The 23712-nt window shown below is 68.1% G+C and carries 18 protein-coding genes, 3 tRNA genes and 2 pseudogenes; 8 read left to right on the top strand and 15 right to left on the bottom strand.

Annotated elements, in window-relative coordinates; genetic code table 11:
* Positions 1-3: 3 nt before the first annotated feature.
* On the bottom strand, positions 4-3924 hold the full coding sequence (gene hrpA, locus ACIBJG_RS03165) for an ATP-dependent RNA helicase HrpA (RefSeq protein WP_399303371.1): 3921 nt from the start codon (positions 3922-3924) through the stop codon (positions 4-6).
* Between the two features lie 158 nt (positions 3925-4082).
* On the opposite strand from hrpA, the gene ACIBJG_RS03160 reads away from it, so the two are divergent.
* From ACIBJG_RS03160 to ACIBJG_RS03150, 3 genes are all read left to right on the top strand, one after another.
* Positions 4083-4442: a hypothetical protein gene (locus tag ACIBJG_RS03160; protein WP_399303370.1), complete on the top strand. Its 360-nt coding sequence runs from the start codon at positions 4083-4085 to the stop codon at positions 4440-4442.
* A 63-nt stretch (positions 4443-4505) separates the two neighbouring features.
* Positions 4506-5414: a DsbA family protein gene (locus ACIBJG_RS03155; RefSeq protein WP_399303368.1), complete on the top strand. Its 909-nt coding sequence runs from the start codon at positions 4506-4508 to the stop codon at positions 5412-5414.
* Complete coding sequence (locus tag ACIBJG_RS03150) at positions 5411-6286, top strand: cytochrome c biogenesis CcdA family protein (RefSeq protein WP_399303366.1); 876 nt, start codon at positions 5411-5413, stop codon at positions 6284-6286. Before ACIBJG_RS03155 ends, ACIBJG_RS03150 begins: the two co-directional genes overlap by 4 nt.
* A 38-nt stretch (positions 6287-6324) precedes the next feature.
* Here ACIBJG_RS03150 and ACIBJG_RS03145 read toward each other — a convergent pair.
* From ACIBJG_RS03145 to ACIBJG_RS03130, 4 genes are all read right to left on the bottom strand, one after another.
* A tRNA-Phe gene (locus ACIBJG_RS03145) sits at positions 6325-6401 on the bottom strand.
* 22 nt (positions 6402-6423) lie between these two features.
* Positions 6424-6498, bottom strand: a tRNA-Asp gene (locus tag ACIBJG_RS03140).
* A 36-nt stretch (positions 6499-6534) separates the two neighbouring features.
* Positions 6535-6607 (bottom strand) — tRNA-Glu (locus ACIBJG_RS03135).
* A gap of 177 nt (positions 6608-6784) precedes the next feature.
* Positions 6785-8374: a metallophosphoesterase gene (locus tag ACIBJG_RS03130; protein ID WP_399303364.1), complete on the bottom strand. Its 1590-nt coding sequence runs from the start codon at positions 8372-8374 to the stop codon at positions 6785-6787.
* An 86-nt stretch (positions 8375-8460) separates the two neighbouring features.
* On the opposite strand from ACIBJG_RS03130, the gene ACIBJG_RS03125 reads away from it, so the two are divergent.
* Positions 8461-8874: a metallopeptidase family protein gene (locus ACIBJG_RS03125; protein ID WP_399303362.1), complete on the top strand. Its 414-nt coding sequence runs from the start codon at positions 8461-8463 to the stop codon at positions 8872-8874.
* A 335-nt stretch (positions 8875-9209) separates the two neighbouring features.
* Here ACIBJG_RS03125 and ACIBJG_RS03120 read toward each other — a convergent pair whose 3' ends face one another.
* From ACIBJG_RS03120 to ACIBJG_RS03075, 10 genes and pseudogenes are all read right to left on the bottom strand, one after another.
* Positions 9210-9407, bottom strand: a complete 198-nt coding sequence (locus ACIBJG_RS03120) for a hypothetical protein (protein WP_399303360.1) — start codon at positions 9405-9407, stop codon at positions 9210-9212.
* A gap of 94 nt (positions 9408-9501) precedes the next feature.
* Positions 9502-10098 carry a DUF5753 domain-containing protein gene (locus ACIBJG_RS03115; protein WP_399303851.1) on the bottom strand — a complete coding sequence of 199 codons (597 nt, stop codon included), beginning with the start codon at positions 10096-10098 and terminating at the stop codon, positions 9502-9504.
* Between the two features lie 54 nt (positions 10099-10152).
* Positions 10153-10353 (bottom strand): annotated as a pseudogene (locus tag ACIBJG_RS03110) (helix-turn-helix domain-containing protein); the annotation flags it as partial.
* A gap of 23 nt (positions 10354-10376) precedes the next feature.
* The gene (locus ACIBJG_RS03105) at positions 10377-10901 is read right to left on the bottom strand and encodes a DUF6879 family protein (RefSeq protein WP_399303358.1); all 525 of its coding nucleotides are present in this window, start codon (positions 10899-10901) and stop codon (positions 10377-10379) included.
* Positions 10870-11115, bottom strand: coding sequence for a hypothetical protein (locus ACIBJG_RS03100; protein WP_280892212.1), 246 nt, complete (start codon positions 11113-11115; stop codon positions 10870-10872). The genes ACIBJG_RS03105 and ACIBJG_RS03100 overlap by 32 nt, the downstream gene beginning before the upstream one ends.
* 418 nt (positions 11116-11533) lie before the next feature.
* A complete protein-coding gene (locus ACIBJG_RS03095; RefSeq protein WP_399303356.1) occupies positions 11534-11968 on the bottom strand; it encodes a hypothetical protein in 435 nt (144 codons plus the stop codon).
* 163 nt (positions 11969-12131) lie between these two features.
* Positions 12132-12353 carry an HNH endonuclease gene (locus tag ACIBJG_RS03090; RefSeq protein WP_399303355.1) on the bottom strand — a complete coding sequence of 74 codons (222 nt, stop codon included), beginning with the start codon at positions 12351-12353 and terminating at the stop codon, positions 12132-12134.
* 821 nt (positions 12354-13174) lie between these two features.
* Positions 13175-14602 (bottom strand): HK97 family phage prohead protease, encoded by a 1428-nt coding sequence (locus ACIBJG_RS03085; protein WP_399303353.1) that lies wholly within the window; start codon positions 14600-14602, stop codon positions 13175-13177.
* A 451-nt stretch (positions 14603-15053) separates the two neighbouring features.
* Positions 15054-15317 (bottom strand): hypothetical protein, encoded by a 264-nt coding sequence (locus ACIBJG_RS03080; protein WP_399303351.1) that lies wholly within the window; start codon positions 15315-15317, stop codon positions 15054-15056.
* A gap of 600 nt (positions 15318-15917) precedes the next feature.
* Positions 15918-17627: a recombinase family protein gene (locus ACIBJG_RS03075; RefSeq protein ID WP_399303349.1), complete on the bottom strand. Its 1710-nt coding sequence runs from the start codon at positions 17625-17627 to the stop codon at positions 15918-15920.
* A gap of 32 nt (positions 17628-17659) precedes the next feature.
* Between ACIBJG_RS03075 and ACIBJG_RS03070 the strand changes: the two are divergent.
* From ACIBJG_RS03070 to ACIBJG_RS03055, 4 genes and pseudogenes are all read left to right on the top strand, one after another.
* Positions 17660-17764 (top strand): annotated as a pseudogene (locus ACIBJG_RS03070) (metallopeptidase family protein); the annotation flags it as partial.
* Between the two features lie 176 nt (positions 17765-17940).
* Entirely contained in the window at positions 17941-18519 is a 579-nt protein-coding gene (locus tag ACIBJG_RS03065) for a hypothetical protein (RefSeq protein WP_399303347.1), read from the top strand.
* A gap of 241 nt (positions 18520-18760) precedes the next feature.
* Positions 18761-21010, top strand: a complete 2250-nt coding sequence (locus ACIBJG_RS03060; protein WP_399303345.1) for a DEAD/DEAH box helicase — start codon at positions 18761-18763, stop codon at positions 21008-21010.
* A 307-nt stretch (positions 21011-21317) separates the two neighbouring features.
* Complete coding sequence (locus tag ACIBJG_RS03055) at positions 21318-23516, top strand: FG-GAP repeat domain-containing protein (RefSeq protein ID WP_399303343.1); 2199 nt, start codon at positions 21318-21320, stop codon at positions 23514-23516.
* Positions 23517-23712: the final 196 nt, after the last annotated feature.

Genomic DNA, 23712 nt, shown 5'->3' with positions numbered 1-23712 from the left:
TCCCTAGGGGGCGGCGGCGTCGATCGCCTTCACGATCCGCTTGTCGGAGACGGGGAACGCGGTGCCGAGGGCGTGCGCGAAGTAGCTGACCCGCAGCTCCTCGATCATCCAGCGGATGTCCAGGACCTCCTGCGGAACGGGCCTGCCCTGCGGCAGTTGCTCCAGCAGCCAGGCGTACTCGTCCTGCATTTCGTGGACCTTCTCCATGCGCGTGGTGTCGCGCTGGACGTTCGTCGGCATCTGCTGGAGCCGGCGGTCCTCGGCGACGAGGTAGCGCATCAGGTCGGGCAGCCTGCGCAGCCCGGTCAGGGTGACGAACCCGGGCGGCACGAGACGGGCGAGGTGCTCCCGTACGTCCGTGACGTTGTTGATCAGGACCAGGCTGTTCGTGGCCTTCAGCCGGCGCTCGCAGGCTTGCCAGGCCGCCAGGATCTGCTGGACCTGGCCGATCGTGCGGACGGTCAGGTCCACCAGGTCGGCGCGCACCTTGTCGTACAGCTTCCGGAACGACGCCTCGTCCCAGGCCGGGCCGCCGTGCGCGGCGATCAGCCGGTCGGCTGCCGCCGTCGCGCAGTCGTCGAAGAGCGCCTGGATGGAGCCGTGCGGATTACGGGACAGAGCGAGCTTCTGCTGGTTGGTGAGCTTGTCCGAGGCGAACTTCGCCGGGTTCACCGGGATGTTCAGCAGGATCAGCTTCCGGGTGCCGCGCCACATCGCCTGCTGCTGCTCGGCCTCGGTGTCGAAGAGCCGTACGGCCACGGTTTCGCCCTGGTCGACCAGGGCCGGGAAAGCCTTGACCGGCTGTCCGGCCCTCCGGGTCTCGAAGACCCGGTCCAGCGTGCCGATCGTCCAGTCCGTGAGGCCGGAACGCTCGATGGACTCCCCGGTCGGCCCCGCGGTCGCCGCTGCGGCCTGGGAGAGGGCGCGGCGGGCCTTGGGGCGCAGCTGGACACGCAGCGCCTCCAGGTCCTTGTCCTCGGCGACCTTGCGGCGCCGTTCGTCGACGACCCGGAAGGTGATCTTCAGATGGTCCGGGACGCGGCTCAGGTCGAAGTCGTCCGCGGTGACCGGGACGCCGACCATCCGCTGGAGCTCGCGGGCCAGCGTCACCGGCAGCGGCTCCTGCAGCGGTACGGCCCGGTCCAGGAACTTGTCCGCGTAGTTCGGCGCGGGGACGTAGTGCCGGCGGATCGGCTTGGGCAGGGAACGGATCAGCTCGGTGACCACTTCCTCGCGCAGGCCCGGGATCTGCCAGTCGAAGCCCTCGGACGTGACCTGGTTGAGCACCTGGAGCGGGATGTGGACGGTCACACCGTCGGCGTCCGCGCCGGGCTCGAACTGGTACGTCACGCGGAACTTGAGCTTCCCCTGCCGCCAGGAGTCCGGGTAGTCGTCCTTGGTGACGGCCCCGGCCTTCTCGTTGATGAGCATGGAGCGCTCGAAGTCCAGCGCGTCCGGCTCGTCCTTGCGCTTGTGCTTCCACCACGAATCGAAGTGGGCACCGGAGACGACGTGTTCGGGGATGCGCTGGTCGTAGAAGTCGAAGAGCGTCTCGTCGTCCACGAGGATGTCGCGCCGCCGGGCGCGGTGCTCCAACTCCTCGACCTCGCCCAGGAGTTTGCGGTTGTCGTGGAAGAACTGGTGGTGGGTGCGCCAGTCTCCCTCGACCAGGGCGTTGCGGATGAAGAGATCCCGCGAGGCCTCCTGGTCGATACGGCCGAAATTGATCTTGCGCTGGGCGACGATGGGGACGCCGTACAGCGTGACCCGCTCGTACGCCATCACCGCCGCCTGGTCCTTCTCCCAGTGCGGCTCGCTGTACGTGCGCTTCAGCAGGTGCTGGGCCAGCGGTTCGATCCACTCGGGCTCGACCCGGGCGTTGACCCGCGCCCACAGCCGGGACGTCTCCACCAGTTCGGCCGACATCACGAACCGCGGCTGCTTCTTGAAGAGCGCAGACCCGGGGAAGATCGCGAACTTGGCGCTGCGGGCGCCCAGGTACTCGTTCTTCTCGGTGTCCTTCAGCCCGATGTGCGACAGCAGACCGGCCAGCAGCGAGGTGTGCACGGACTGCTCCGGAGCATCGTCCTCATTGAGCTCGATGCCCATCTGCTTGGCGACCGTACGCAGTTGCGCGTAGATGTCCTGCCATTCGCGGATGCGCAGGAAGTTCAGGTACTCCTGCTTGCACATCCGGCGGAAGCTGGAGGAGCCGCGCTCCTTCTGCTGCTCGCGGATGTAGCGCCACAGGTTCAGGAACGCCAGGAAGTCCGACGTCTCGTCCTTGAACCGGGCGTGCTGCTGATCGGCCTGGGTCTGCTTCTCGGACGGCCGCTCGCGCGGGTCCTGGATGGAGAGCGCGGAGGCGATGACCATGACCTCGCGGACACAGCCGTTGCGGTCGGCCTCGATGACCATGCGGGCGAGGCGCGGGTCCACGGGCAGCTGCGAGAGCTTGCGCCCCAGCGGAGTGAGCCGCTTCTTCGGATCCTTCTCCTCCGGATCCAGCGCACCGAGCTCCTGGAGGAGCTGCACGCCGTCACGGATGTTGCGGTGGTCCGGCGGGTCGATGAACGGGAACTTCTCGATGTCGCCGAGACCCGCCGCGGTCATCTGCAGGATGACGGAGGCCAGGTTCGTCCGGAGGATCTCCGGGTCCGTGAACTCCGGACGGGTGACGAAGTCGTCCTCGGAGTACAGCCGGATGCAGATGCCGTCCGACGTACGGCCGCAGCGGCCCTTGCGCTGGTTGGCGCTGGCCTGCGAGATCCGCTCGATCGGCAGCCGCTGGACCTTGGTGCGATGGCTGTAGCGGGAGATACGGGCGTTGCCCGGGTCGATCACGTACTTGATGCCGGGGACGGTCAGCGAGGTCTCGGCGACGTTGGTCGCCAGCACGACCCTGCGTCCGGTGTGGCGCTGGAACACGCGGTGCTGTTCGGCGTGCGACAGGCGCGCGTAGAGAGGGAGTACCTCGGTATGTCTGAGGTTGCGCTTGCCGAGCGCGTCCGCGGTGTCGCGGATCTCGCGCTCACCGGAGAGGAAGACCAGGACGTCGCCGGGCCCCTCGGACTGGAGCTCGTCGACGGCGTCGCAGATCGCGGTGATCTGGTCGCGGTCGGCATCCTCGCTGTCGTCCTCCAGGAGGGGCCGGTAGCGCACCTCCACCGGATACGTACGCCCGCTGACCTCGACGATCGGCGCCTCGCCGAAGTGGCGGGCGAAGCGCTCCGGGTCGATGGTCGCCGAGGTGATGACGACCTTCAGATCCGGACGCTTGGGCAGCAGCCGGGCCAGATAGCCGAGCAGGAAGTCGATGTTCAGCGACCGCTCGTGGGCCTCGTCGATGATGATCGTGTCGTACGCGAGCAGCTCGCGGTCCGTCTGGATCTCGGCGAGCAGGATGCCGTCCGTCATCAGCTTGACGAAGGTCGCGTCCTGGTTGACCTGGTCGGTGAAGCGGACCTTCCAGCCGACCGCCTCGCCCAGCGGAGTGTTCAGCTCCTCGGCGATCCGCTCGGCCACCGTGCGCGCCGCGATCCGGCGCGGCTGTGTGTGGCCGATCATGCCGCGGACGCCCCGGCCCAGCTCCATGCAGATCTTGGGGATCTGGGTGGTCTTGCCGGAGCCGGTCTCACCGGCGACGATCACGACCTGGTGGTCGCGTATCGCCTGAAGGATCTCGTCCTTCTTCTGGCTGACCGGCAGCTGTTCGGGGTACGAGAGGACAGGCATCCGCCCGGCCCGCAGCGCGAGCCGTCCGGCTGCCTTCGTGGCCTGGGCCGCGATCTCGTCCAGCACGCCCTGCTGGGCGTCGGGCTGACGAATGCGGCGCGCGCCTTCGAGGCGGCGGCCGAGCCGGTGCGCGTCGCGGAGCGAGAGCTGCCCGAGCTGGGACTGGAGATCAGCGAAGGAAGTAGACATACGGATCCCAGGATCTCACCCGGGCCCGGAGAACGGCGAACCTATTTCGCGCGGCCTCGGTCACCGGGCCCGTACGGCCGGGGAGTGCGTGATCACAGCACGTACCATTCCGGACAGCTGGTCCCTCAGCCGAGCCCCTGCCGGAAGGTCTGTCCGCCATGTCCCGTTCGTCGTGGTGCTGCCTGGTGGCGGCCCTTGCGGTCGTCCTGGGGCTGTTCTGCGGGCCGACGGCGGCTGCGCAGCCGGTGTCCTCGGCCGGTCCCTCCGTGGCCGCGTCCATGGCCACCGGGCAGGGCGACGGGCTTCCGGGCTGCGGCAGGGGCGGCAAGCACGACGGCACCGAACCGGCCGTTCCCGGGCGGGCCCGCGCGGCCCACGACCAGGCGCCGGGCCTCGCCGAGTGGGGCCTGCCCGCGGTCACCGTCCCGGTGCCGGTGCGGCAACCCGCGCCGATGGCGCTGCGCGGACCCGACGCGGCCGCGCCGACCCCGGTGGAACTCTCCGTACTGAGGGTGTAGACGGCCCCGCCCCTCCCGGCCGTCCGTCCCCCTTTCTCGCGCATCACCAGCTCGGAGTTCCGCATGCCCACATCCAGGCCCAAGCCCTCCCCGAAGCCCGCGTCCCGGAAGCCGTCGCCCCGGACATCCAGCAGGAAGCCGCTGGTCTACGGCGCCGGGATCGTCGTCGCAGCAGCACTGTTCGGATACGTGTCCTACCGGGCGACCGCCCCCGACGCCCCCGGCGCCGGTTCCTCGTCCTCGGTGGTGGCCGGCGTCACCGCGGATCCGGAGGAGGGCGTCTACCCGGAGCTGGCGAAGCTCGCCCGGCGCGATGCCGGCGACAGACTGTCGCTGGGCCGGGCGGACGCGCCCGTCGTCCTCATCGAGTACGCCGACTTCAAGTGCGGCTACTGCGGGAAGTTCGCCCGGGACACCGAACCCGCCCTGGTGAAGAAGTACGTCGACGCCGGCACCCTGCGCATCGAGTGGCGCAACTTCCCGATCTTCGGCGCCGAGTCCGAGGCCGCCGCGCGCGCGTCCTGGGCCGCCGGGCAGCAGAACCGCTTCTGGGAGTTCCACCGCGCCGCGTACGCCGAAGGAGTCAAGGAGAAGGGGTTCGGCAAGGACCGGCTGAAGGCCCTCGCCCGCCAGGCCGGGGTGCCCGACCTGGACCGCTTCGTCCGCGACACGGACGGCAAGGCGGCCGCGGCAGCGGTGAGCAAGGACCAGGAACAGGGGTACGGAATCGGCGCGACGTCCACCCCGTCGTTCCTGATCAACGGCCGCCCGATCGCCGGGGCACAGCCGTCGGAGACGTTCACCCGGGCCATCGAGCAGGCGGCCGACAGGGCGAAGTACCCCGGCAACGCGGGACAGGACGCCAAGGGCTCCGCCGGCCCGCGGAACACCGAAGACGCCAAGGGCTCCGCCGGTCCGCAGAAGTCCGAAGACGCCAAGGGCTCCGTGGGCTCAGGGGGCTCCGCGAAGTGACGGCGGACATCGGCTACTTCGCCGCGTTCCTCGGCGGGCTGCTGGCCCTGCTCAGCCCGTGCAGCGCCCTGCTGCTCCCCGCCTTCTTCGCGTACTCCATCGACTCCGCCTCCCGGCTGCTCGCCCGGACCGGGATCTTCTACGCCGGCCTGGCCACCACCCTCGTCCCGCTCGGCGCCGCGGGCTCGTACGCCGGGCGGCTCTTCTACAGCCATCGCGACGCCCTCGTCCTCGGCGCGGGCTGGCTGATCATCGGGCTCGGCGTCGCCCAGATCGTCGGTCTGGGCTTCGCCTCGCGGCGGATCTCCGCCCTCAGCGGCCGGATCCGTCCCACGACCGCCCTGTCCGTCTACGCGCTCGGAGCCGTCTACGGCCTGGCCGGCTTCTGCGCGGGACCGATCCTCGGCAGCGTCCTCACCGTCGCGGCCGTCAGCGGCAGCCCGGCGTACGGAGGGCTGCTGCTCGCCGTGTACGCGCTGGGCATGGCCGTGCCGCTCTTCCTGCTCGCACTGCTCTGGGAGCGGTTCGACCTCGGCCGCAGGGCGTGGCTGCGCGGCCGTGCCCTGCGGCTCGGCCGCTTCGAGCTGCACACCACGACGCTGCTGTCGGGGCTCTTCTTCATCGGCCTCGGCGCCATGTTCCTGGCGTACGACGGGACGACGGCGCTGCCCGGACTGCTGAACGTGGACCAGTCGTTCGCCGTCGAGCAGTGGGCCCGCGGCATCGGCGAGCACGTGCCGGACGCGGTGCTGCTGGTCGGGGTGGTGGCCGTGGTGCTCCTGGGGCTCGCGGTGCGGTCCGGGCGGCGCCGGGGCGGGGAAGGCGCGGACGGCGCCGACAGCGTGAACACCGCGGACCGGGAGGGTGCCTGACACGACGAAGGCCCCGTCCAACGGACGGGGCCTTCGGGTGGTGGCTGGGGCCGGGATCGAACCGGCGACCTATCGCTTTTCAGGCGATCGCTCGTACCAACTGAGCTACCCAGCCACGCAGCTCATAAGGGCTGCAGCGGTCCTGACGGGATTTGAACCCGCGGCCTCCACCTTGACAGGGTGGCGAGCACTCCAAACTGCTCCACAGGACCAAGCTTTGTGCGACTAAGTGTCGCACAGGTTGTGCGTGCCCCCAACGGGATTCGAACCCGTGCTACCGCCTTGAAAGGGCGGCGTCCTGGGCCACTAGACGATGAGGGCAGAACTGCTGGTACAGCTTGCTTCCACGTCTGTCGCCCGAAGGGAAAGTGAAGAAGCGTGTGACTCCGCTTCCCCCCAAGAGGTTCGGCTTCTTCGTCAACCTTCGAGGTTTCGGAACGGTCGAGCCCTGACCGGCGCCCTTGGGCACGTCGGAGACTGTACACGGGGGTTTCGGTGTCAGCCAAACCGAATAGGGGAGGGCGTCGCGTCGGGTCGGTTCTCCTTCGGCAGATGGCGGCTGACCTCGGCGGTCGTCAGGCCGAGGCCGCCCAGGGTGATCTCGTCCCAGGCCTGCAGACGACGGGTGGAGCGGTCGAGATAGAGCACCGACGCGAGCACCTGCTCCGGCTTCTCGTTCTGTACGGCACGCAGCCCGCCGCCGCCCGTGGACCCCTCGACCATCAGCCGCGTGCCGTCCTTCATGAGTTCGTTCTGCCGGTGGTGCACATGGCCGGCCAGGGCGAGGGGTACCGCTCCGTCCGTCTGCCGGGCGGCCTCCGGCTCGTGGGCGACGGCGATGTCCACCGGGGTGCCCGCCCGCCGCTGGCCGCGCAGCGCGGCGGCGAGCCGCAGACCCGCCGCCTGCTCCACACCCTCCGCCTGCTCCGGACCCGTGCGGTCCGGGGTGAACTCCGGATCCCCGATGCCCGCCACCCGCAGCCCGCCGACGTCCACCGCGCGGCCGTCGTCCAGCACGTGCACGTTCCTGAAGCGCTTGTTCCCCTCCAGGTACTTCTGCGTCACCGTCGAGTCGTGGTTGCCGCGGACCCAGACGTAGGGCGCGCCCAGGTCGCTGATCGGGTCGAGGAAGCTGTTCTCCACGGCCGCCCCGTGATCCATCGTGTCGCCGGAGTCGATGATCACGTCGATGTCGTACTGCTCGACGAGCGAGCCGATGATGTGCCACGCGGCGGGGTTGAGGTGGATGTCGGAGACGTGCAGGACGCGGAGAGTGGCGGGGTTCGGGCTGTACACGGGGAGCGTCGAGGTGGCGTCGTACAGCTTGGTGACGTTGGTGACCAGCCGGGCGAGTTCCTGCTGGTAGACGTCGAAGTCGGTGACGATCGAGCGGGCGTCACCGACGACGGAGGGGGCGCTGGAGAGCAGCCCGGAGAACTTCGGCTCCAGGACCGACTCGGGGTTCCAGGTGGCGTACGCCCCGACGCCCGAGGCGGTCAGCAGGGCGAGCGCGAGCCCTCCGGCGGCCAGGGCGCGCCGGGGCCTTCGGTAGACGGCGAGGCCGAGCGCGGTGGCTCCGGAGACGACCGCGACGCAGGAGCGCACGGCGAGCTCGCGGGCACCGGCGCCGACGTCGCCGCTGACCTCTTTCTCCAGTCCGGCGAGCCGTTCGGGGTGCTGGACCAGGGCCTCGGAACGGACCGGGTCGAGGCGGTCGACGTCGACGTCGAGCCGGACCGGGGCGTGGTGCGAGTCCAGTTCCAGGGCGCCCAGCGGGGACACGTTGATCTTGGTGCCGCCGCTGAGGGAGGGGCGAAGGGTCATGGTCGTGTCCATCGGGCCCACGGGCGTACGGACACTGCCGACGGCCAGCAGCCCCAGCCAGGCACCGAACAGCACGACGGCGACCAGGCCGAGCGCGCGGGCGAACGGACGCGGCGAGCCGGCGAGCAGGCCGCTGGTGCGGGACCGGGACCAGGACCGGGGGTGGGGGCGGCGGCCGGTCCGAGGGCCGGAGCGCGGGCGTGGGCGGAGGCGGATGAGGTGCCGGACGCGGGCTGCTGCGGCACGGAACGGGTCGCGGGCCATTGGGCGCGTATGCCCCGGCGGGGAGGCGGATATGCGCTTCCCCGCGCACCGGGGCGCATCCGGCGGCCGTACGTGACAATGGCGGGGTGCTGGAGATGACGCGGGAAGCGTTCGAGGAACTGGTCGGCGAGGCACTGGACCGGATCCCGCCGGAGCTCACCCGGCTGATGGACAACGTCGCGGTGTTCGTCGAGGACGAACCGGAGTCCGACGATCCGGAACTGCTGGGGCTCTACGAGGGCACGCCGCTGACCGAACGCGGGGAGTGGTACGCGGGCGTGCTGCCGGACCGGATCACCATCTACCGCGGGCCGACGTTGCGGATGTGCGCATCGCGCGAGGACGTCGTCGCCGAGACGGAGATCACGGTCGTGCACGATATACCGTCGGACACCTTTCGGGAGCGGGTGCGCGACGAAGTTGCCGTGACCGTGGTTCATGAGATCGCCCACCACTTCGGCATCCCGGACGAGCGGCTTCACGAGCTGGGATGGGGGTGACCCCAGAGGGCCCCGCCCATGTGCCACGGGGGAGGCACACGAGCGGGGCCGGTCCGACGCGCTGAACTGTGTTGCTCGCCGTCGCTCAGCGGGTGGGAGCCTCACCAACGGATGCGCTGCGCGTCCCCGCCTACGCACACCGGACACGGACGCTTGAACGTCCACCCGCAGAGTTCACATCCGGCGAAGCCGCAGCACTCGTCACACCAGATAGCCCGGTGTCCGGCGCACACTCCGCAATAGGACGTGATCGGGGCAGGGGCAGGGGCGGCCTTCGCGATCCGCTGCCGCTTGACCGGTGCCCTGACGCGGGACCGCACCGGGGCCGTCGTCATCTAGTGCCCCTTGGGATGCCGCCGCAAGAACACGTTGCAATCGGTGACCGTGGTCATGTCCCCACCAGCGCGCGCCCGGTCCCGCACATTCGCCAGCTCGACGCAACCGGCGCAGCCCTCCACCGGGACTGGCTCCAACTCCCCAGTGTTGAAGGGGAGTTCAACGGCCGTTGTGCTGTACCTCGTTGGCTCGGTCATATCCGGCCCCTTCGGAGTCGTCCGTGTGACGACAAACGCTAGGGGCGGCAGCGTGGCACCTCACAGCTAGTTCTACGTTGTTGCACGCGACTTCTCAGCGCAGTGCATCGAGTGCAGATGTCACCAGCGCGCGGGCCTCTGCGCCGTAAACGGTCGGTTCCTGTAGGTCGGCCCACGCCTTGACGTACATGCCCACTTCACCGGGCGCAGTGAGCGTTACCTGAGCCGTCAGCAGTTCCACATGGACGCGCTGGTCATCGAAAATGTCGAACGTCTCCAGGGTCCACATGCTTCGTTCACGAGCCGCGAAGGGGATGATCCCGAGCGAGACGGCGGGCAGGGACATGACGGATAGCAGGTGCCCAAGCTGTCCGGCCATCGTCTCGGAGTCGCCCACCTGGTAGCGCAACACCGCCTCTTCCATCAGCAGCGCGAAGCGGTGCGTTCCCTCGTGCAGCACGCGGGCGCGCGCCATGCGGGCATCTACCGCTTCCGCTGTGTCATTGGGGGTGCCGTGAAACCGGCTGATGGACGAGAGCAGCGCGGCGGCGTAGGCAGGCGTCTGGAACAGTCCGGGCACGACGTGGGAGGCGTATCCCCGGTGCAGCTTGGTGCGCTCGTACAGCGGGATGCGTGCCTCTTGGAGACGGCGCAGACCGGTGCGCTGTAGTCGCTTCCACTCCAGATACATGGAGTCCGCCGTACGGGATGCGGCCACTATGTCGGCCGCTAGATCGTCCGTCCCGCAGGCGGCACACCACGCGCGGATATCAGCGTCAGAGGGGGGCGTCCGGGCGCTCTCAATGCGGGAAGTCTTGGACTTGTGCCAGCCGCAGCGAGCGGCCAGCTCATGCCCCTTCAAGCCAGCGTCTAGACGCGCTTCGCGGAGGCGTGCCGCCACGGCTTTGCGGGCGCTCTCGACACTCGATGACTTGTACTGGGGCATGAGCTAGCTTGCCGCCGCAGCGACTAGACCGTGAACCTTTCGTGCGGGGTGGCGCGCTGCCACACGGTCTCGAATGCCTCGCTGAATTTCTTGATCACTGCCGGGTCGTCGCACATCTCGTTGCGGTCCAATGCACCGTTGCCGGTGAAGTGCCCGAACCTGATCAACCGGTCATCGAAGATCCACAGATCAGCGCCCGGCAGGAGCAGCGTTGCGGCGTCCCTGCGCGGCAACCATCGCACCTGTTCCCCGGCTTCCTGATTGAGGCGCGATGCCTCGTACTCAAACCGGATGTAGTCGGTGACCGGCTCGGAGACGACGCGCGCCCGGCGCATCTCCACCCCCCGGCCGACCGCTTCGCGCACCGTCTCCATCCACGGGCGGAAGTCCTCGACAAAGGCCGGAGTGATCCCGCCTGCCCGTTTCCACTCAGCGAAGCGTCCCCCGTCGTCGTACCCCTCGTACGTGTCCCTGAGTTCGAGGTGAACGGCGGAGTGGTGACAGTCCCCGATCAGCTCACTGAACGGCGGAACGCTGCTCGGCTTCATCACACGCCTTCCTGATCAGATGCACCATGCTCGCTGGAACACGGATCACTGCCTCAGAGTCGGGGATGTGCCCGACGGTCAGGCACTCCGCTTCCGTCTCCTCGTCCGCCTTCCACCCCTGGAACACCATGTCGGCCGACTTCTCGTCCACCCACACGGTGGGGCAGTTGTCGCCGTTGGTGTTCGGGTCCTTGCCGAAGAACATTAGAGCCATGACCTTGACCCCTGCCTACTTGGTTGCGGCTAGTTGCACGAGCCTCACCCGCACGGCTGGAGAGCGTCAAGGGTGCCCCCACGCATGTAGGAATCGAAGGCGCGGTAAGTCGCGTCCATTGCAAGGGACTTGCTCTCCGAAGGCCCCGAGCCGGCCGGAGGTTCGCCCTTGAGATCGAAGGCGTCTCCAAACGACGAAAGCCCCCGACGGGCACCCAGCGCGGGCAGCCGTCGGGGGCAGGGTCAGAAGTGGCACGGGCACGCCATGCAGGCGTACAGGTCGGCAGAGGTCAGGGCTCGGCCTGTTTCCGCAGCGAAGAGCGCGGCAACGACCGGCCAGAGTTCGTGTGCCGTCGGGTCAGAGTCCCCGCCCAACCGGCAAGCGGCCAGGGCAAGTTCCTCGCTAACGGAATGGCGAGTCATGCGACCCCCTCCCGCTCGTCGTACGCAGCAACGGCGCGCAGGGCGGCAGCGCGGGCAGCCTCAAGCGGGTCGGCGGTAGAGACGTCCGGGGTGACCTTCTCGTGAGCCAGTAGGGCAGCATCGATCCCAGCAAGGAAGCGCAGCGCGGGATGGCTCACCGGCGCACCGGCAGAACCGGGGACGACGACGCCGTGAGCGGCCACTGAGTCGACGAGCAAGCGCCAGACGGCCCGAAGGTCGTCCACGCGCTCAGAGTCGCCCACAGGGGCACTCGGCGGCTTGAGGTGGGTGACCGTCTCGATCCTCTCGCGGGCGTGCTTGGCGCGGTTGGCTGACTTCCGGCAGGCGTCGCCGCAGTAGCGCTTTCTGTGGTCAGCATTCTTGGGCAGCGCCCGCCCGCAAGAGGCGAGCGCGCAACGTCGTTGGTTCATGGGTTCCCCCTTGCGGGTCGAGTGGTGGAGTGGTGCGGCGGCAGTGTGTGACACCCAGCGGGGCCAGTCCGTCACGCACGCGTTTTCCGAGCTGGGGCGGGATCGCTGAGAGGCACGCGCGGCGAACTTTCAGACCGGTACGCCCTAGGTATCTGACGCACCGTCAGGTATGGCGGAAGTCTTCGCGCGTCTTCCCTTTGTGGCACGGCTTGCACAGTGCCTGAATGTTGCTCATGACGTCTCGTCCACCTTTGGCGAGCGGTAGCACGTGGTCAATGTCGATGAACTCAGCGCAGAACAGTCGAGCGCACTTGCCGCACTTCGCACCACCGGCCTTATCGACGGCAGTGCGGGCACGACGGGCAGCGTTGTCGCCGTCCGCCATGGCTGCCCGCCTCTTGCTATTCCGCATTGCTGTGCGCTGGGCCGAGTGTTCATGGCAGCGCCCCGCCTTTACGGCCCACTGTCTACAGTCGAGACACCGGATGCGCACGGGGCACCCCCTTCCCGGATAGCCCCCTTGGGGCGCTAAAGACAGATGATGCCCGACACCCCAACTGCCCCACCCCGCCTAGCGATTACCCCGCCTTCCATTACGGGCAAGCCGTCCTTGCGGCCGGTCTCTTGCCAGCAACCCACGCAGGCAGCGTGAGTGTTCGCGTGTTCCCGCTTTCCGCCTTTCGCAAGAGGCGTTGTCCACGCAACGACTACGGCCGAGACGGGGCCGTACGCGTCGCAGTGCTCGCAGCGCGCGGGGGTACTCCGGTGAAGCTTTGCCAGTCGCGCAGAGAACTCGATTAGCAGGGGCTCACGCTGAGGCGAGCGAGGAAGCCAGCGGGCAACCAGGGAACGGCCACTAATCATCGAACATCACTCGCTCACGTATCCACTGGTGGCAGTCATGACAGACAGGAACTAGTCCGGTCTTCTTGATGGTCTTTGCGAACCTGACCCGGTAGCGGCTAGCGCGCTCAGCGATGACGAGCGAAATTCGTGAGCGGTCATGCCAGGAGTTACCGCACTGGTCACTCATACACGGCCACTGAGTGCCCTTTCCGTTTTCATCGGCAATCGCGTTAAGAGCTTCCGTCGCCTTCGCTTCATTCTGTTCGCGCTTCCACCGGTCGTAGTTCCGACACTCGGCGCAAGAGCGCCCCGGATAGCAAAGGTGGCTAGGCATCCGGGGCGCTTCGCGGTCACTCACGACTACGCGGCCTGAGTGGTGAGGACCTGAACGCGGGCAGCGTCAGCGAGAACGATGGAACCGATCCGCGCGCGACCGGCAATGAACGCCGAATCAGACTCGTGCGCTTCCGGCGCTTCCGTCGTCTTCGCTACCTCAAGCCGGGAACGCATACCAACACCGCACGAAGCGAGGTCAGCAACGATCACCGTGTCCACCGCGAGAATCGGCGTGCCGTCCGCAAGCGGGGGAAGGGACACGAACTCAGGCAGCGTCGACAGCTTGTCGCCCGGCAGAGCCTTACGGAGTGCAGCGATAGCGATCGGGTCGCCAATCACAGCATCAGTGATACCGCCGCTGGTCTCAATTCGCGCGACGGCGTCGGCAAGCTCGTCGTATCCGATCTTCGCCAGCGCTGCCGTCCGAGTCCCCTTGTCCAGAATTCCAGGGGCCACAGTGTCGCCGTCGTCGCCGCCGTTAATGAGTACGTCGTCAACGCGCTGCCCGACGGCAGCAGCAAGAGCGGTATTCAGCGCACCCTCAGAAGAGGGGACGTCAACAAGCTCGTCATTGTCGATGGAGACCAGTGCGGAGACCTTGAGAGCGGCAGTGCCGATAGTCGACACACGAGCCGCTAGGGCCGCCTGAGCGGCGTTTCGCGGCTGAATCTCGGCGGTCACCTTCGGCGTGATCGGCACGTAGCCAAACTGGCGTGAGAACGGGTAAGTGGTGACGCGCTCAATGAGCCGAGAGCCACGGCCAGACGCGTTGAGGACGACCGGCACCGGTCGAGCATCCTCAGACGGAACGAAGTCCGCTTCACGCATCTCAGTAAGCGAGTTGCCGAGTAGACGCACGTCCACAAGGGACCGCTTCGCGTGGTCGGCAAGGATCGGGTTGAGGCTCAGCTCAGTCATGATGTTTTCTTTCTGGAGAGGGGTGGAAACGGAAGAGGCAGCGCGCATGGAACGCGCGGCAACGGTGGTATCCGGGTAGGCCGGATTGAGGACGGGCCCCAGCTCGAATACGCGCATACGGGTAACGGTCCGGAGTGGCGTACCGTCAGCGGCCTTATGCCACTCGTCGTCGTCGACGCGGAACGTGAAAGAGCTACCGGTCACGTCGCCACGCTTGACGAGTTCGAAGAGGTCATTTCCCGCCGTCGTGTTCGGTAGATCAACCTCGTACCAAATGCCCGTGGCGTCAGTTCCCAGGCGGAGCGTGTTCGCGGAGCGTCGCCCTAGGAACTGCTTTTCGTCGTGGCCGAACGTGGCTATGACGTCGTATGGGTCAGCGGCAGGATTCCATGCGGTGGGGCTGATCTGCTCAACGAATGCGGGGCTGCCCATGCGGGCAGACAGCGCGTGAAAGACGATTCCGTATCCGCGAATTGTGCGGGCCGAGCCGGCCGATCGGGCAGATAGGGCGCGAACTAGCGCGCGCGATTCCATGTGTGTGGTCAAGGTGGTGCCTCTCGAATGATGATCAGCCTACTCATCGAGAAGGCTGGAATTGCTAACGCTCAAGCCCCGGTGACTGCCTGCGGAAAGTGGCACTTGAGAAACAGTCGGATCTGATCGGCACGCCGCTTAGCGTCTAGTTCGCGCTTCGCTTCTGTCGTCCGATCCCATGCCGCTTGCCGCATACCGGGAATGGCGGCTACAAGTCCGTCCGGGTCTCTTGCGTGAGCAACATCAAAGGTGCGATGGCACGTCCGGCACAGCGGGATATACAGGAACCAGTCGGCCGAGTAGAAGCGCCCGCGCTCGTCTTCGCTGATATCCCCGTAAGTCCAGTCAAGGGCCCAATCGGATGCCGTGCAGCCGCACCATGTGCACTCGTGCAGTGAGGCGGGCCCCCATGCACGCTTAACCGTCTTGTGGACATTGTCGTATGCAGTCATCAGCGCGACTCGGTCTCACGCGTGGAGATAAACGGGGCAATGATCCCGTTGTCCTCGGCCTTCCGAACTTCCAGTGTGTATGTGCCGTACTCGCTGGCCGCACGTAGCATCTCGGGAAGATGGTCTAGCAGGGGGTGAGGCTTTCCATTGACCATCAGGCCGTCAGCGGAGACGCGAGTAAGCATCTCGCGGACAACTCGAAGGGCAATGCTTCGGGTGCCCGACTGGCGGGTGTCCTTCTGGGAAATTTCGTTGGGCGTCATGTGGCTTCTTTCGGTGTCCAGAAAAACAAAAATGCCCGGCACAGGAAGACCTTCTAGGCGGCAACCTAGGTCTTCCCATGCCGGGCAAGAGTTCGGGTGTGCGCGGTTGCCGTTACGCACGAGCGGGGAAGTGTGGGCACCCAGAGAGGAGCGGTTAGCTCAACTCTCCGGGTGTGTGCACAACCCCTCACTTAATATCTAGTGAGTCAATCCCCTGGGATGCGCGGTGCGCCCCTGAGTGACGAGTGACGTGATGACGTCACTTTTTGATCGAAGCCCTAAGAGCAGTAGATAGATGTATGTACGGTTACCAGAATTAAGAGAGAATCGTCACTTCATCACTTTCCCCAGGTCGGAGGGGGTGGAAAGCGGTGACGGGGCCGATTTTGAGTGACGAAAGCCGTCACCCCTCCCGCTGCCCAACGGAAACGCCGCACTAAATGTCGAGACGTCTCAAATAATGGACACTTTGCATGTCGCCATTTGAGACACTGCCCGCCATCTGAAACGCAGAACGGCCCTCGTCGGGGCAACGGAAAGCCCCGCCCCTCCGAAGGTGGAGGAACGGGGCTGGGTGGCCGCGTGAAGGACTCTGAGGGGTCAGGCGGGCATCGCTGAGGCGTCAGCCTCAGCGAGCGCCGTAGGGAAGGTCATCTCCTTCGGGCGTTCCTCTCCGACCCACCAGAAACGGAAGCGGTCGATGGTCGGACGGACCCCGGTCTTGCGCGCCTTGATGACCCCAGCCTGTTCAAGGACGAGACCGACGATCTCGCGCCGCTCAGCAAGCGGCCAGTTCTCCCATGCTTCTTTGAAGAGGTCTGTGTCCCGCAGGAACGTGATGTCGAGCGCCTGCCCGTCGGGAAGCTCGGTTAGCTCCTTTTCGTATGCGTCCAGCCGCCCGTTGCTCTCGTCATAGCGACGCTTGAAGCGGGCCTCACCCCGGGTGCCCTGGAAGAGGCCGTTCAGCTTCTCGGCCTCCAGGCGGTCAAGGAACTGTTCCTCTTCACGGATCAGCGCCTCAAGCTGAGAGCGCCGCGCCTTGCGGTCCGGGTGCTTCATGTCCGCCCAGCGCTGAGCGATGGCCAGGACGGCGGGATCGTCGTCATCGAGCGCGCCGAGACGGTTGACCATGGCTCCGGTCACCAGCGCGTCAGCATGAGTGCCCTTGATCAGGACTCCGGGGCATCGACCGCTGAAGTGTCGCCGGATGCAGCGGTAGCGGGGCCAGACTTCCCCGTTCCGGACGAACGCTGTGTCGTAGGACATGCGGGACCCGCACTCGGCGCAGTGCAGATAGTCCGTGAGGAGACCCGTGACCGCCCGGCCGGTCTCCTTGGACTTGTTTCCGGGCGTGGCATCGCGGGTCCAGTGGACCGGGACCCGGCTCCCGAACATCGACCGCAAGCGGGTGTGGTCCGCGAAGCTGATGATCTCCTCGCTGATCCGGACCATCTCACCCGTCACGGTGTGGCGGTGGACCTCGCCCTTGTGCGGCAGATATCCCGCCAGCGTCGGGGCGATGACCAGTTGCCGGACGACCGGCCAGGACCATGAGTTGGGGGTCTTGATCGGCTTCTCGCGGAGTTTCTGCGCCTTGAGCGGTTCGCCCTTGGCTTCAAGCTGGGCGATGCGCTGCCTCCGGCTGGCCCAGCGTGGGGAGTCATAGCCCTCGTCGTTCATCCACTTCGCGACAGAGCGGAGAGACTGGCCGTCCAGGAGCTTTGCCACGACGGCGCGGATGATCTCTGACTCCTCTGGGTGCGGCTTCAGCTTCCGTTCCGGCGTGACGATGAACCCGTACGGGCGGTTGCCCATCCAGCGGCCTTCGTCTCGCTCGTCCGCCCGAAGGTCCGTGACTCGGATGGATGTGTTCTTGGATTCCTTGTGGGCTTGGTGCGCAGCCAATGTGAGCTGGATCTCCCAGCCCTCATTGTTCGAGTCGATCCCGTCCGCGATGGAGATGAATCGGCAACCGGTCTCGTAGACGATCCGGATGATTTCTGATGCCTGGGGGATGCCCTGGCGGGTAGCCCGGTCCACCTTGAAGACGATCAGCACGTCCGCGAGCCGTTCGCGGAGCATGTTGAGAGCGGCTTCCCAGTCGGGGCGGTTCACATACGTGTGGAACCCGGACTTGTCCTCGTCCTTGAAGACCTTGATCACGTCCGCGCCCAGGTCCTCGGCTCGCCCCCGGCCCGCTTTCTCCTGCCGGGGAATCGACGTGGACGTGTCCGTGAGATCTGAGATCCGCAGGTACAAAATCGCGCGCAGGACGCACACGGCGCGCGAGAATGGCTCTCGTGGTGACATGCAAATCTCTCCTATCCCCGCAGACCAGCCTAGATCCCCGATCGGACAAGGTGTCTAACGGGTGTTCCTGCGTGCACGAGATCGCCCACCACTTCGGCATCGACGACGAGAGGCTGCACGCGCTCGGTTACGGGTGAGGCCGGGGCCGTATCCGCGCAGATTCGGGTGGCACGCGGCACGCGGCGAGGTGTGAACGAGGTGTGCGGGCCTGCCCCGGGGGCGTGTCCCCTGCGGGGCGGCGGGAGTTGGGCACAGCGCTCCCGGCTCGTTTCCGGGATGCCTCGTCCTTCTTCGCGCCCCCGGAGGTGCCCCCGTGCGCCAGTTGTCCGTTCCCGTCCGCTGGGCGGCCGTCACTGCGGTGACGATCGCCGCGTCCACCGGCTGCATGAGCATCGGCTCCGACGGCGGAAAGCCGGCGCCCTCCGGCTCCGCCGTGCCGAAGGGCTCGGTGGCCGAGCCGGACGGATCCACGGTCGCCGGGACCGGCCACGCCCGTACGGGGGGCGGCGCCGGGGCGCACTCCGAGCGCAGGGCCGGCCGGTCCGCCGGCCCGAGTGCCTCGGCCGCCCCCTCGGGCAGCCCCGGCGCCGAACCCGACGACCGGTCCGGCCCGGCCGGGGGCGGTCACCCGGCCACGCGGACGCCCGCGGCGCCGGGGCCCGGGGCCCCCGAGCAGCCGGAACCGCCGGCTCCGTCCGACCCGGGCCCCGGCACCCCCGAGAGCCCGCAGCCGCCGACTCCGCCGGAGCCCGATCCGGAGCCCTCCGAGCCGGCACCGCCGGTGCCGTCGGCCTCGCCGGCCGCTCAGCTCCGTAGCGGCACGACGGGTGCGCCGGATGCCGTGTACGCGATGCGGACTCCGGAGGCATCACCGCAGGTGAGACCGGCCTGAGGGGGTGGCCGACCGGGGCCGGTTTGCGCAAACGGGGGAAGGGTGCGTATGGTTATAGATCGTTTGATCCCATTGCCCGGCGCCGACACAGAAGAGCGCCGTGTGGCGCGTACTCTCCCTTGCCGTGGCTGGACCGCATTGAGGCGGTCGAAATTGCGAAAACACGGAGTTACGGGCGCGTGCCGAGACTCCGGAAGGTTTCGCATTTCGCATGTCAATTTCCAGTTCTGACCACACCGTCATGCCCGAGAACGTCGAGAACAACGTCGAGAGCGCCGAGCTCATCGAGGCCGCGGAGGCCGTCGTCGCCGAGGTCGCAGAGACCGTAGAGGTCGCCGACTCCGTCGAGACCGACGCCCCCAAGGCCGAGCAGGCCGACACCGACGCCGCCGACAAGGCGGACGCCGAGCCGACCATCACGTTCGCCGAGCTGGGCCTGCCCGAGGGCATCGTCCGCAAGCTCGCGCAGAACGGTGTGACCGCGCCCTTCCCGATCCAGGCTGCGACCATCCCGGACGCCCTGGCCGGCAAGGACATCCTGGGCCGCGGCCGTACCGGCTCCGGCAAGACCCTCTCCTTCGGTCTGCCGACCCTGACCGCGCTGGCCGGTGGGCACACCGAGAAGAAGAAGCCCCGCGCGATCATCCTCACCCCGACCCGTGAGCTCGCGATGCAGGTCGCGGACGCACTGCAGCCCTACGGCGACGTGCTCGGCCTGAAGATGAAGGTCGTCTGCGGCGGTACGTCGATGGGTAACCAGATCTACGCGCTGGAGCGCGGTGTCGACGTCCTCGTCGCCACCCCGGGCCGGCTGCGCGACATCATCAACCGGGGCGCCTGCTCCCTGGAGAACGTCCAGGTCGCCGTCCTCGACGAGGCCGACCAGATGTCCGACCTGGGCTTCCTGCCCGAGGTCACCGAGCTGCTCGACCAGATCCCCGGCGGCGGCCAGCGCATGCTCTTCTCCGCCACCATGGAGAACGAGATCGGCACCCTGGTCAAGCGCTACCTGAGCAACCCGGTCACCCACGAGGTCGACTCCGCCCAGGGCAACGTCTCGACCATGTCGCACCACGTCCTCGTCGTGAAGCCGAAGGACAAGGCGCCGGTCACCTCCGCGATCGCCGCCCGCAAGGGCCGCACGATCATCTTCGTCCGCACCCAGCTGGGCGCCGACCGCATCGCCGAGCAGCTCGTCGACGCGGGCGTCAAGGCCGACGCGCTGCACGGCGGCATGACCCAGGGCGCGCGTACCCGCGTTCTCGAGGACTTCAAGAAGGGCCTCGTCAACGCGCTCGTCGCGACCGACGTCGCCGCGCGCGGTATCCACGTCGACGGCATCGACCTGGTCCTGAACGTGGACCCGGCCGGTGACCACAAGGACTACCTGCACCGCTCGGGCCGTACCGCCCGTGCCGGCAAGTCGGGTGTCGTCGTCTCGCTGGCGCTGCCGCACCAGCGCCGCCAGATCTTCCGCCTGATGGAGGACGCGGGCGTCGACGCCTCGCGTCACATCGTCCAGGGCGCGGGCGTCTTCGAGCCGGAGGTCGCCGAGATCACCGGCGCCCGTTCGCTCACCGAGGTCCAGGCCGACTCCGCGAACAACGCCGCCAAGCAGGCCGAGCGCGAGGCCGCCGACCTGACGAAGCAGCTGGAGCGCATCCAGCGCCGTGCCGTGGAGCTGCGCGAGGAGGCCGACCGCCTGGTCGCCCGCGCCGCGCGCGAGCGGGGCGACGACCCCGAGGCAGCAGTGGCCGAGGTCGCCGCCGAGGCGGAGGCCGCACTTCTGGCCGCCGCTTCCGTGCCGGAGCAGCAGGCTGCGCGCGAGGAGCGTCGCGACGACCGCGGCAACTTCGAGCGCCGGGACAACCGCGGCGGCGACCGTGGTGGTTACCGTGGCGGCAACGACCGTGTCGGCGAGCGCAGTGGCCGTCCGGCCGGCAGCAACGGTTACCGCGGAAGCAGCGACCGTCCGTCGTTCCGCGGCAGCAACGACCGCCGTGAGGACCGCCCCGTGGGCGGTGGCTTCCGCTCCGGTGGCGGTGACCGTCGTGACGACCGTGGTGGCCGTTCCTTCGAGCGCCGCGACAACGACCGTCCGGCGTTCAACCGCGACCGTCGTGACGAGCGTCCCTCGGGCGGTTTCCGCTCCGGTGGCGGTGACCGTCGCGACGACCGTGGTGGCCGTTCCTTCGAGCGCCGCGACAACGACCGTCCGTCGGGCGGCTTCAACCGCGACAACGACCGTCCGGCGTTCAACCGCGACCGTCGTGACGAGCGCCCCTCGGGTGGCTTCCGCTCCGGCGGCAGCGACCGTCCGTTCAACCGTGACCGTCGCGACGACCGTCCCTCCGGCGGCTTCCGCGCCGGTGGCGCCAGCGACCGTCCGACCGGCCGCCGCGACGACCACCGCGGTGGCACCGGCACGGGTACCGGAACCGGTACCTTCGGCCGCCGCGACGACAAGCCGCGCTGGAAGCGCAACGGCTGATCGTCGGATCGCGATCGCCTGACTGCTGAGCAGGGCCCGTACATCACTTCGGTGGTGTGCGGGCCCTGTTGCATGCGACGGGTGCGAACGCTGCGCTGTTCGAGGCGCGAAGCATCTTCCGATGCAGGTGGGGCCGCTGGTATCGTCCGTTCACTTGCATGGGGGCTGTGCGGTTGGGGGGCCTTTCCCGCACCGGCGCCCGGCGGATTCGCCGGAGATCACTCGCTTCTTCCGCGACACCTCGTGGTCGGTGCCGTGGACGTTGCTGGCTACCCATGCCTCTCATTTGCCTCAGGGGAGGACCCGAGTGCCTCGCGCTCTTCTTCGTCATTCCGTCGCTGCCGTCACCGCAGCGACCCTTCTTGCCGGTATCGGCCCGCTGTCCTCGACAGCGACCGCCGCCCCGGCCCTTGCGACGCAGGCCGCAGCCTCCGCAAGCCTCGACCCGTGGGCGGTGTCCGTACCGCTGACGGACGGCACGTCCATTCAGAGCGTTCTCGACGTCAGGGCAGCCGGCAACGGTGCCGTGGTCGCCCTCTGGAACCGCACACCCGGCGACCACAGCAAGCGCGAACTCGTCGTGTCGGTGCGCCCGGCCGGCAGCACCGCGTGGGGGTCGCCGCACGTCCTCACGACGACGGGCAGCGAGCGCGGCAACGCGGACCTCGCCGTCGGGGCCGACGGCTCCATCACGGCGGCGTGGGTCGAGTACCCGAACGACATCCCGCCGTACGGGGAGAAGCCGGGCGCCGTCTTCCGGATGGCGGTGCTCGCAGCCGGTGCCACGACCTGGTCGGCCCCGGCCGACATCGTGACCGCGGCGGAGAACATCCAGGGGGGCAAGCTGGCCGGTTCGCCGTCCGGGACGCTTGTCGCGGTGTGGCGGCACAGCTCGGGGCGTTCGTCCGAGCTGTACGCGTCGGTCCGCGAGGCGCCCGGCCGGGCCTGGTCGGAACCGGCCCGGCTGGACGAGCAGCTCGCGGACATGGAGTCCCTCTCCGATCCGGAGCTCGTCCACTCGGACCAGGGCGCGGCCACCGTGGCCTTCACGCAGTTCGGCGCGAACAACGGCGAGATCAAGGTCGTGGACCTGGTCCCTGGAGGTGCGGGCTGGACCGAGCCGGTCACGGTCTCCGGCCCGGATTCCTACGCGAGCAGCCCCACACTGGCGCTCGGCCGGGACGGCCGCGCCGCCCTGGTGTGGACCGCTCGGGAGTCCGTGGAGGGTGCGGCGGCCCAGGTGTCCGCCCAGCGCCCGGCCGGAAGCCTGGACTGGGCAGCCCCGCAGCCGGTTACCGGGTTCGACACCGGCGCCTGGCGCAAGGCCGTCGTCGGCCCTGAGGGCGATCTCACGGTGCTGGGGGTCGCCTATGCCGAGGGCTCCGGTTTCCGTGCCCTGACCGCCACCTGGTCCGCGTCGACCGGCAACTGGTCTGCGGTGAGGACCCTTTCCACGGGCTATGTGCCGGACGATCAGTTCGATCTCGCGGTCGGCCTCGACGGCAGTGTGCACGCGGTGTGGACGCAGGGCAGCTCGTCCCGGAGGCTCATGACCTCCTCCCGGGTGAACGGGGTCTGGTCCGCGGCCCCGACGCCTCTGAGTCCGGGCACCAGCGACTACGCCGTCGGACAGATCACCGTCGGCGCCGACGGCCGTCCCGTTGCCGTGTGGACCGAGTCGACCGGCGACTTCACCACACAGGTGCGTGCCGCCACCACCGCCCCCACTCCCGTCGAGCCGCGGCCCGAGTGGCGTGACTTCAGCGGTGACGGCAAGGGCGACCTCCTCGCACTGACCTCGGGCGGGACACTGGCCGTGCGTACCGGGACGGGCGCCGGAGACCTGCGTACGGGAGCGTCGGCGACCGGCTGGCCGGCGACGTCGACGGTCGTCACGTTCGGGGACCTGTCCGCGGACGGCTGCAACGACCTGCTCGTGCGGAACTCCGCCGGTGTGCTCACCCGGCACGACGGAAGCTGCGGGAAGGCCATCGAGCCGAACGGGGCCCGGCTGACGATCGGTTCGGGGTGGCAGATCTACAACGCGCTGACCGCGCCGGGCGATCTGACCGGTGACGGGCGCACGGACCTGGTGGCCCGGACGCCCGCCGGCGAGTTGTGGATGTACGCCGACAACGGCAAGGGCAAGCTCGTCGGCCGGGTGAAGATCGGCAACGGCTGGAACACCTACAACACGATCGTCGGCGTAGGCGATCTGAACGGTGACAAGCACGGCGATCTGCTCGCCCGGGACACGGCCGGTGTGCTGTGGCGGTACAACGGCACGGGCAAGGGCGCCTTCGCTGCCCGGACGAAGGTCGGCGGCGGCTGGCAGGTCTACAACACACTTGCCGCTGTCGGTGACATCACGGGCGACGGCAGGGCCGACCTGGTGGCCCGGGACACGGCCGGTGTGCTGTGGCGGTACAACGGCACGGGCAAGGGCACGTTCTGGACTCGTGCGAGGATCGGCGGCGGCTGGCAGATGTACTCCAGGCTCTCCTGACGGGCCCTGGCTTTTTTGAACGGATTCGAAACTTCCTCCCAGCGCCTGTGAGGTTGCTGTTAAAGTCGCCCCACTTGCATGAGGGGTAGGGGCCGGGGGGCTTTCGTACTTCGCGCAGACCGCGGCGTGTGCTGCCGCGTCCTCCTCATGCTCTTCTCGAAGTTCCCGGGAGGGGCTCGGTTTGAGACGCCACACG

The organism is Streptomyces sp. NPDC050422, assembly GCF_044458665.1.
GTDB lineage: Bacteria > Actinomycetota > Actinomycetes > Streptomycetales > Streptomycetaceae > Streptomyces.
Note: the sequence above shows the minus strand (reverse complement) of the source record. Positions and strands in the feature narration are given on the sequence as shown.

Coding starts and splice junctions, on each gene's coding strand:
- ACIBJG_RS03080 (WP_399303351.1), bottom strand. CDS start 15,317: ATGACGCCCAACGAAATTTCCCAGAAGGACACCCGCCAGTCGGGCACC.
- ACIBJG_RS03105 (WP_399303358.1), bottom strand. CDS start 10,901: ATGAAGCCGAGCAGCGTTCCGCCGTTCAGTGAGCTGATCGGGGACTGT.
- ACIBJG_RS03130 (WP_399303364.1), bottom strand. CDS start 8,374: ATGGCCCGCGACCCGTTCCGTGCCGCAGCAGCCCGCGTCCGGCACCTC.
- ACIBJG_RS03120 (WP_399303360.1), bottom strand. CDS start 9,407: ATGACCGAGCCAACGAGGTACAGCACAACGGCCGTTGAACTCCCCTTC.
- ACIBJG_RS03160 (WP_399303370.1), top strand. CDS start 4,083: ATGTCCCGTTCGTCGTGGTGCTGCCTGGTGGCGGCCCTTGCGGTCGTC.
- ACIBJG_RS03085 (WP_399303353.1), bottom strand. CDS start 14,602: ATGGAATCGCGCGCGCTAGTTCGCGCCCTATCTGCCCGATCGGCCGGC.
- ACIBJG_RS03090 (WP_399303355.1), bottom strand. CDS start 12,353: ATGGCGGACGGCGACAACGCTGCCCGTCGTGCCCGCACTGCCGTCGAT.
- hrpA (WP_399303371.1), bottom strand. CDS start 3,924: ATGTCTACTTCCTTCGCTGATCTCCAGTCCCAGCTCGGGCAGCTCTCG.
- ACIBJG_RS03075 (WP_399303349.1), bottom strand. CDS start 17,627: ATGTCACCACGAGAGCCATTCTCGCGCGCCGTGTGCGTCCTGCGCGCG.
- ACIBJG_RS03100 (WP_280892212.1), bottom strand. CDS start 11,115: ATGGCTCTAATGTTCTTCGGCAAGGACCCGAACACCAACGGCGACAAC.
- ACIBJG_RS03060 (WP_399303345.1), top strand. CDS start 18,761: ATGCCCGAGAACGTCGAGAACAACGTCGAGAGCGCCGAGCTCATCGAG.
- ACIBJG_RS03115 (WP_399303851.1), bottom strand. CDS start 10,098: ATGTATCTGGAGTGGAAGCGACTACAGCGCACCGGTCTGCGCCGTCTC.
- ACIBJG_RS03155 (WP_399303368.1), top strand. CDS start 4,506: ATGCCCACATCCAGGCCCAAGCCCTCCCCGAAGCCCGCGTCCCGGAAG.
- ACIBJG_RS03095 (WP_399303356.1), bottom strand. CDS start 11,968: ATGAACCAACGACGTTGCGCGCTCGCCTCTTGCGGGCGGGCGCTGCCC.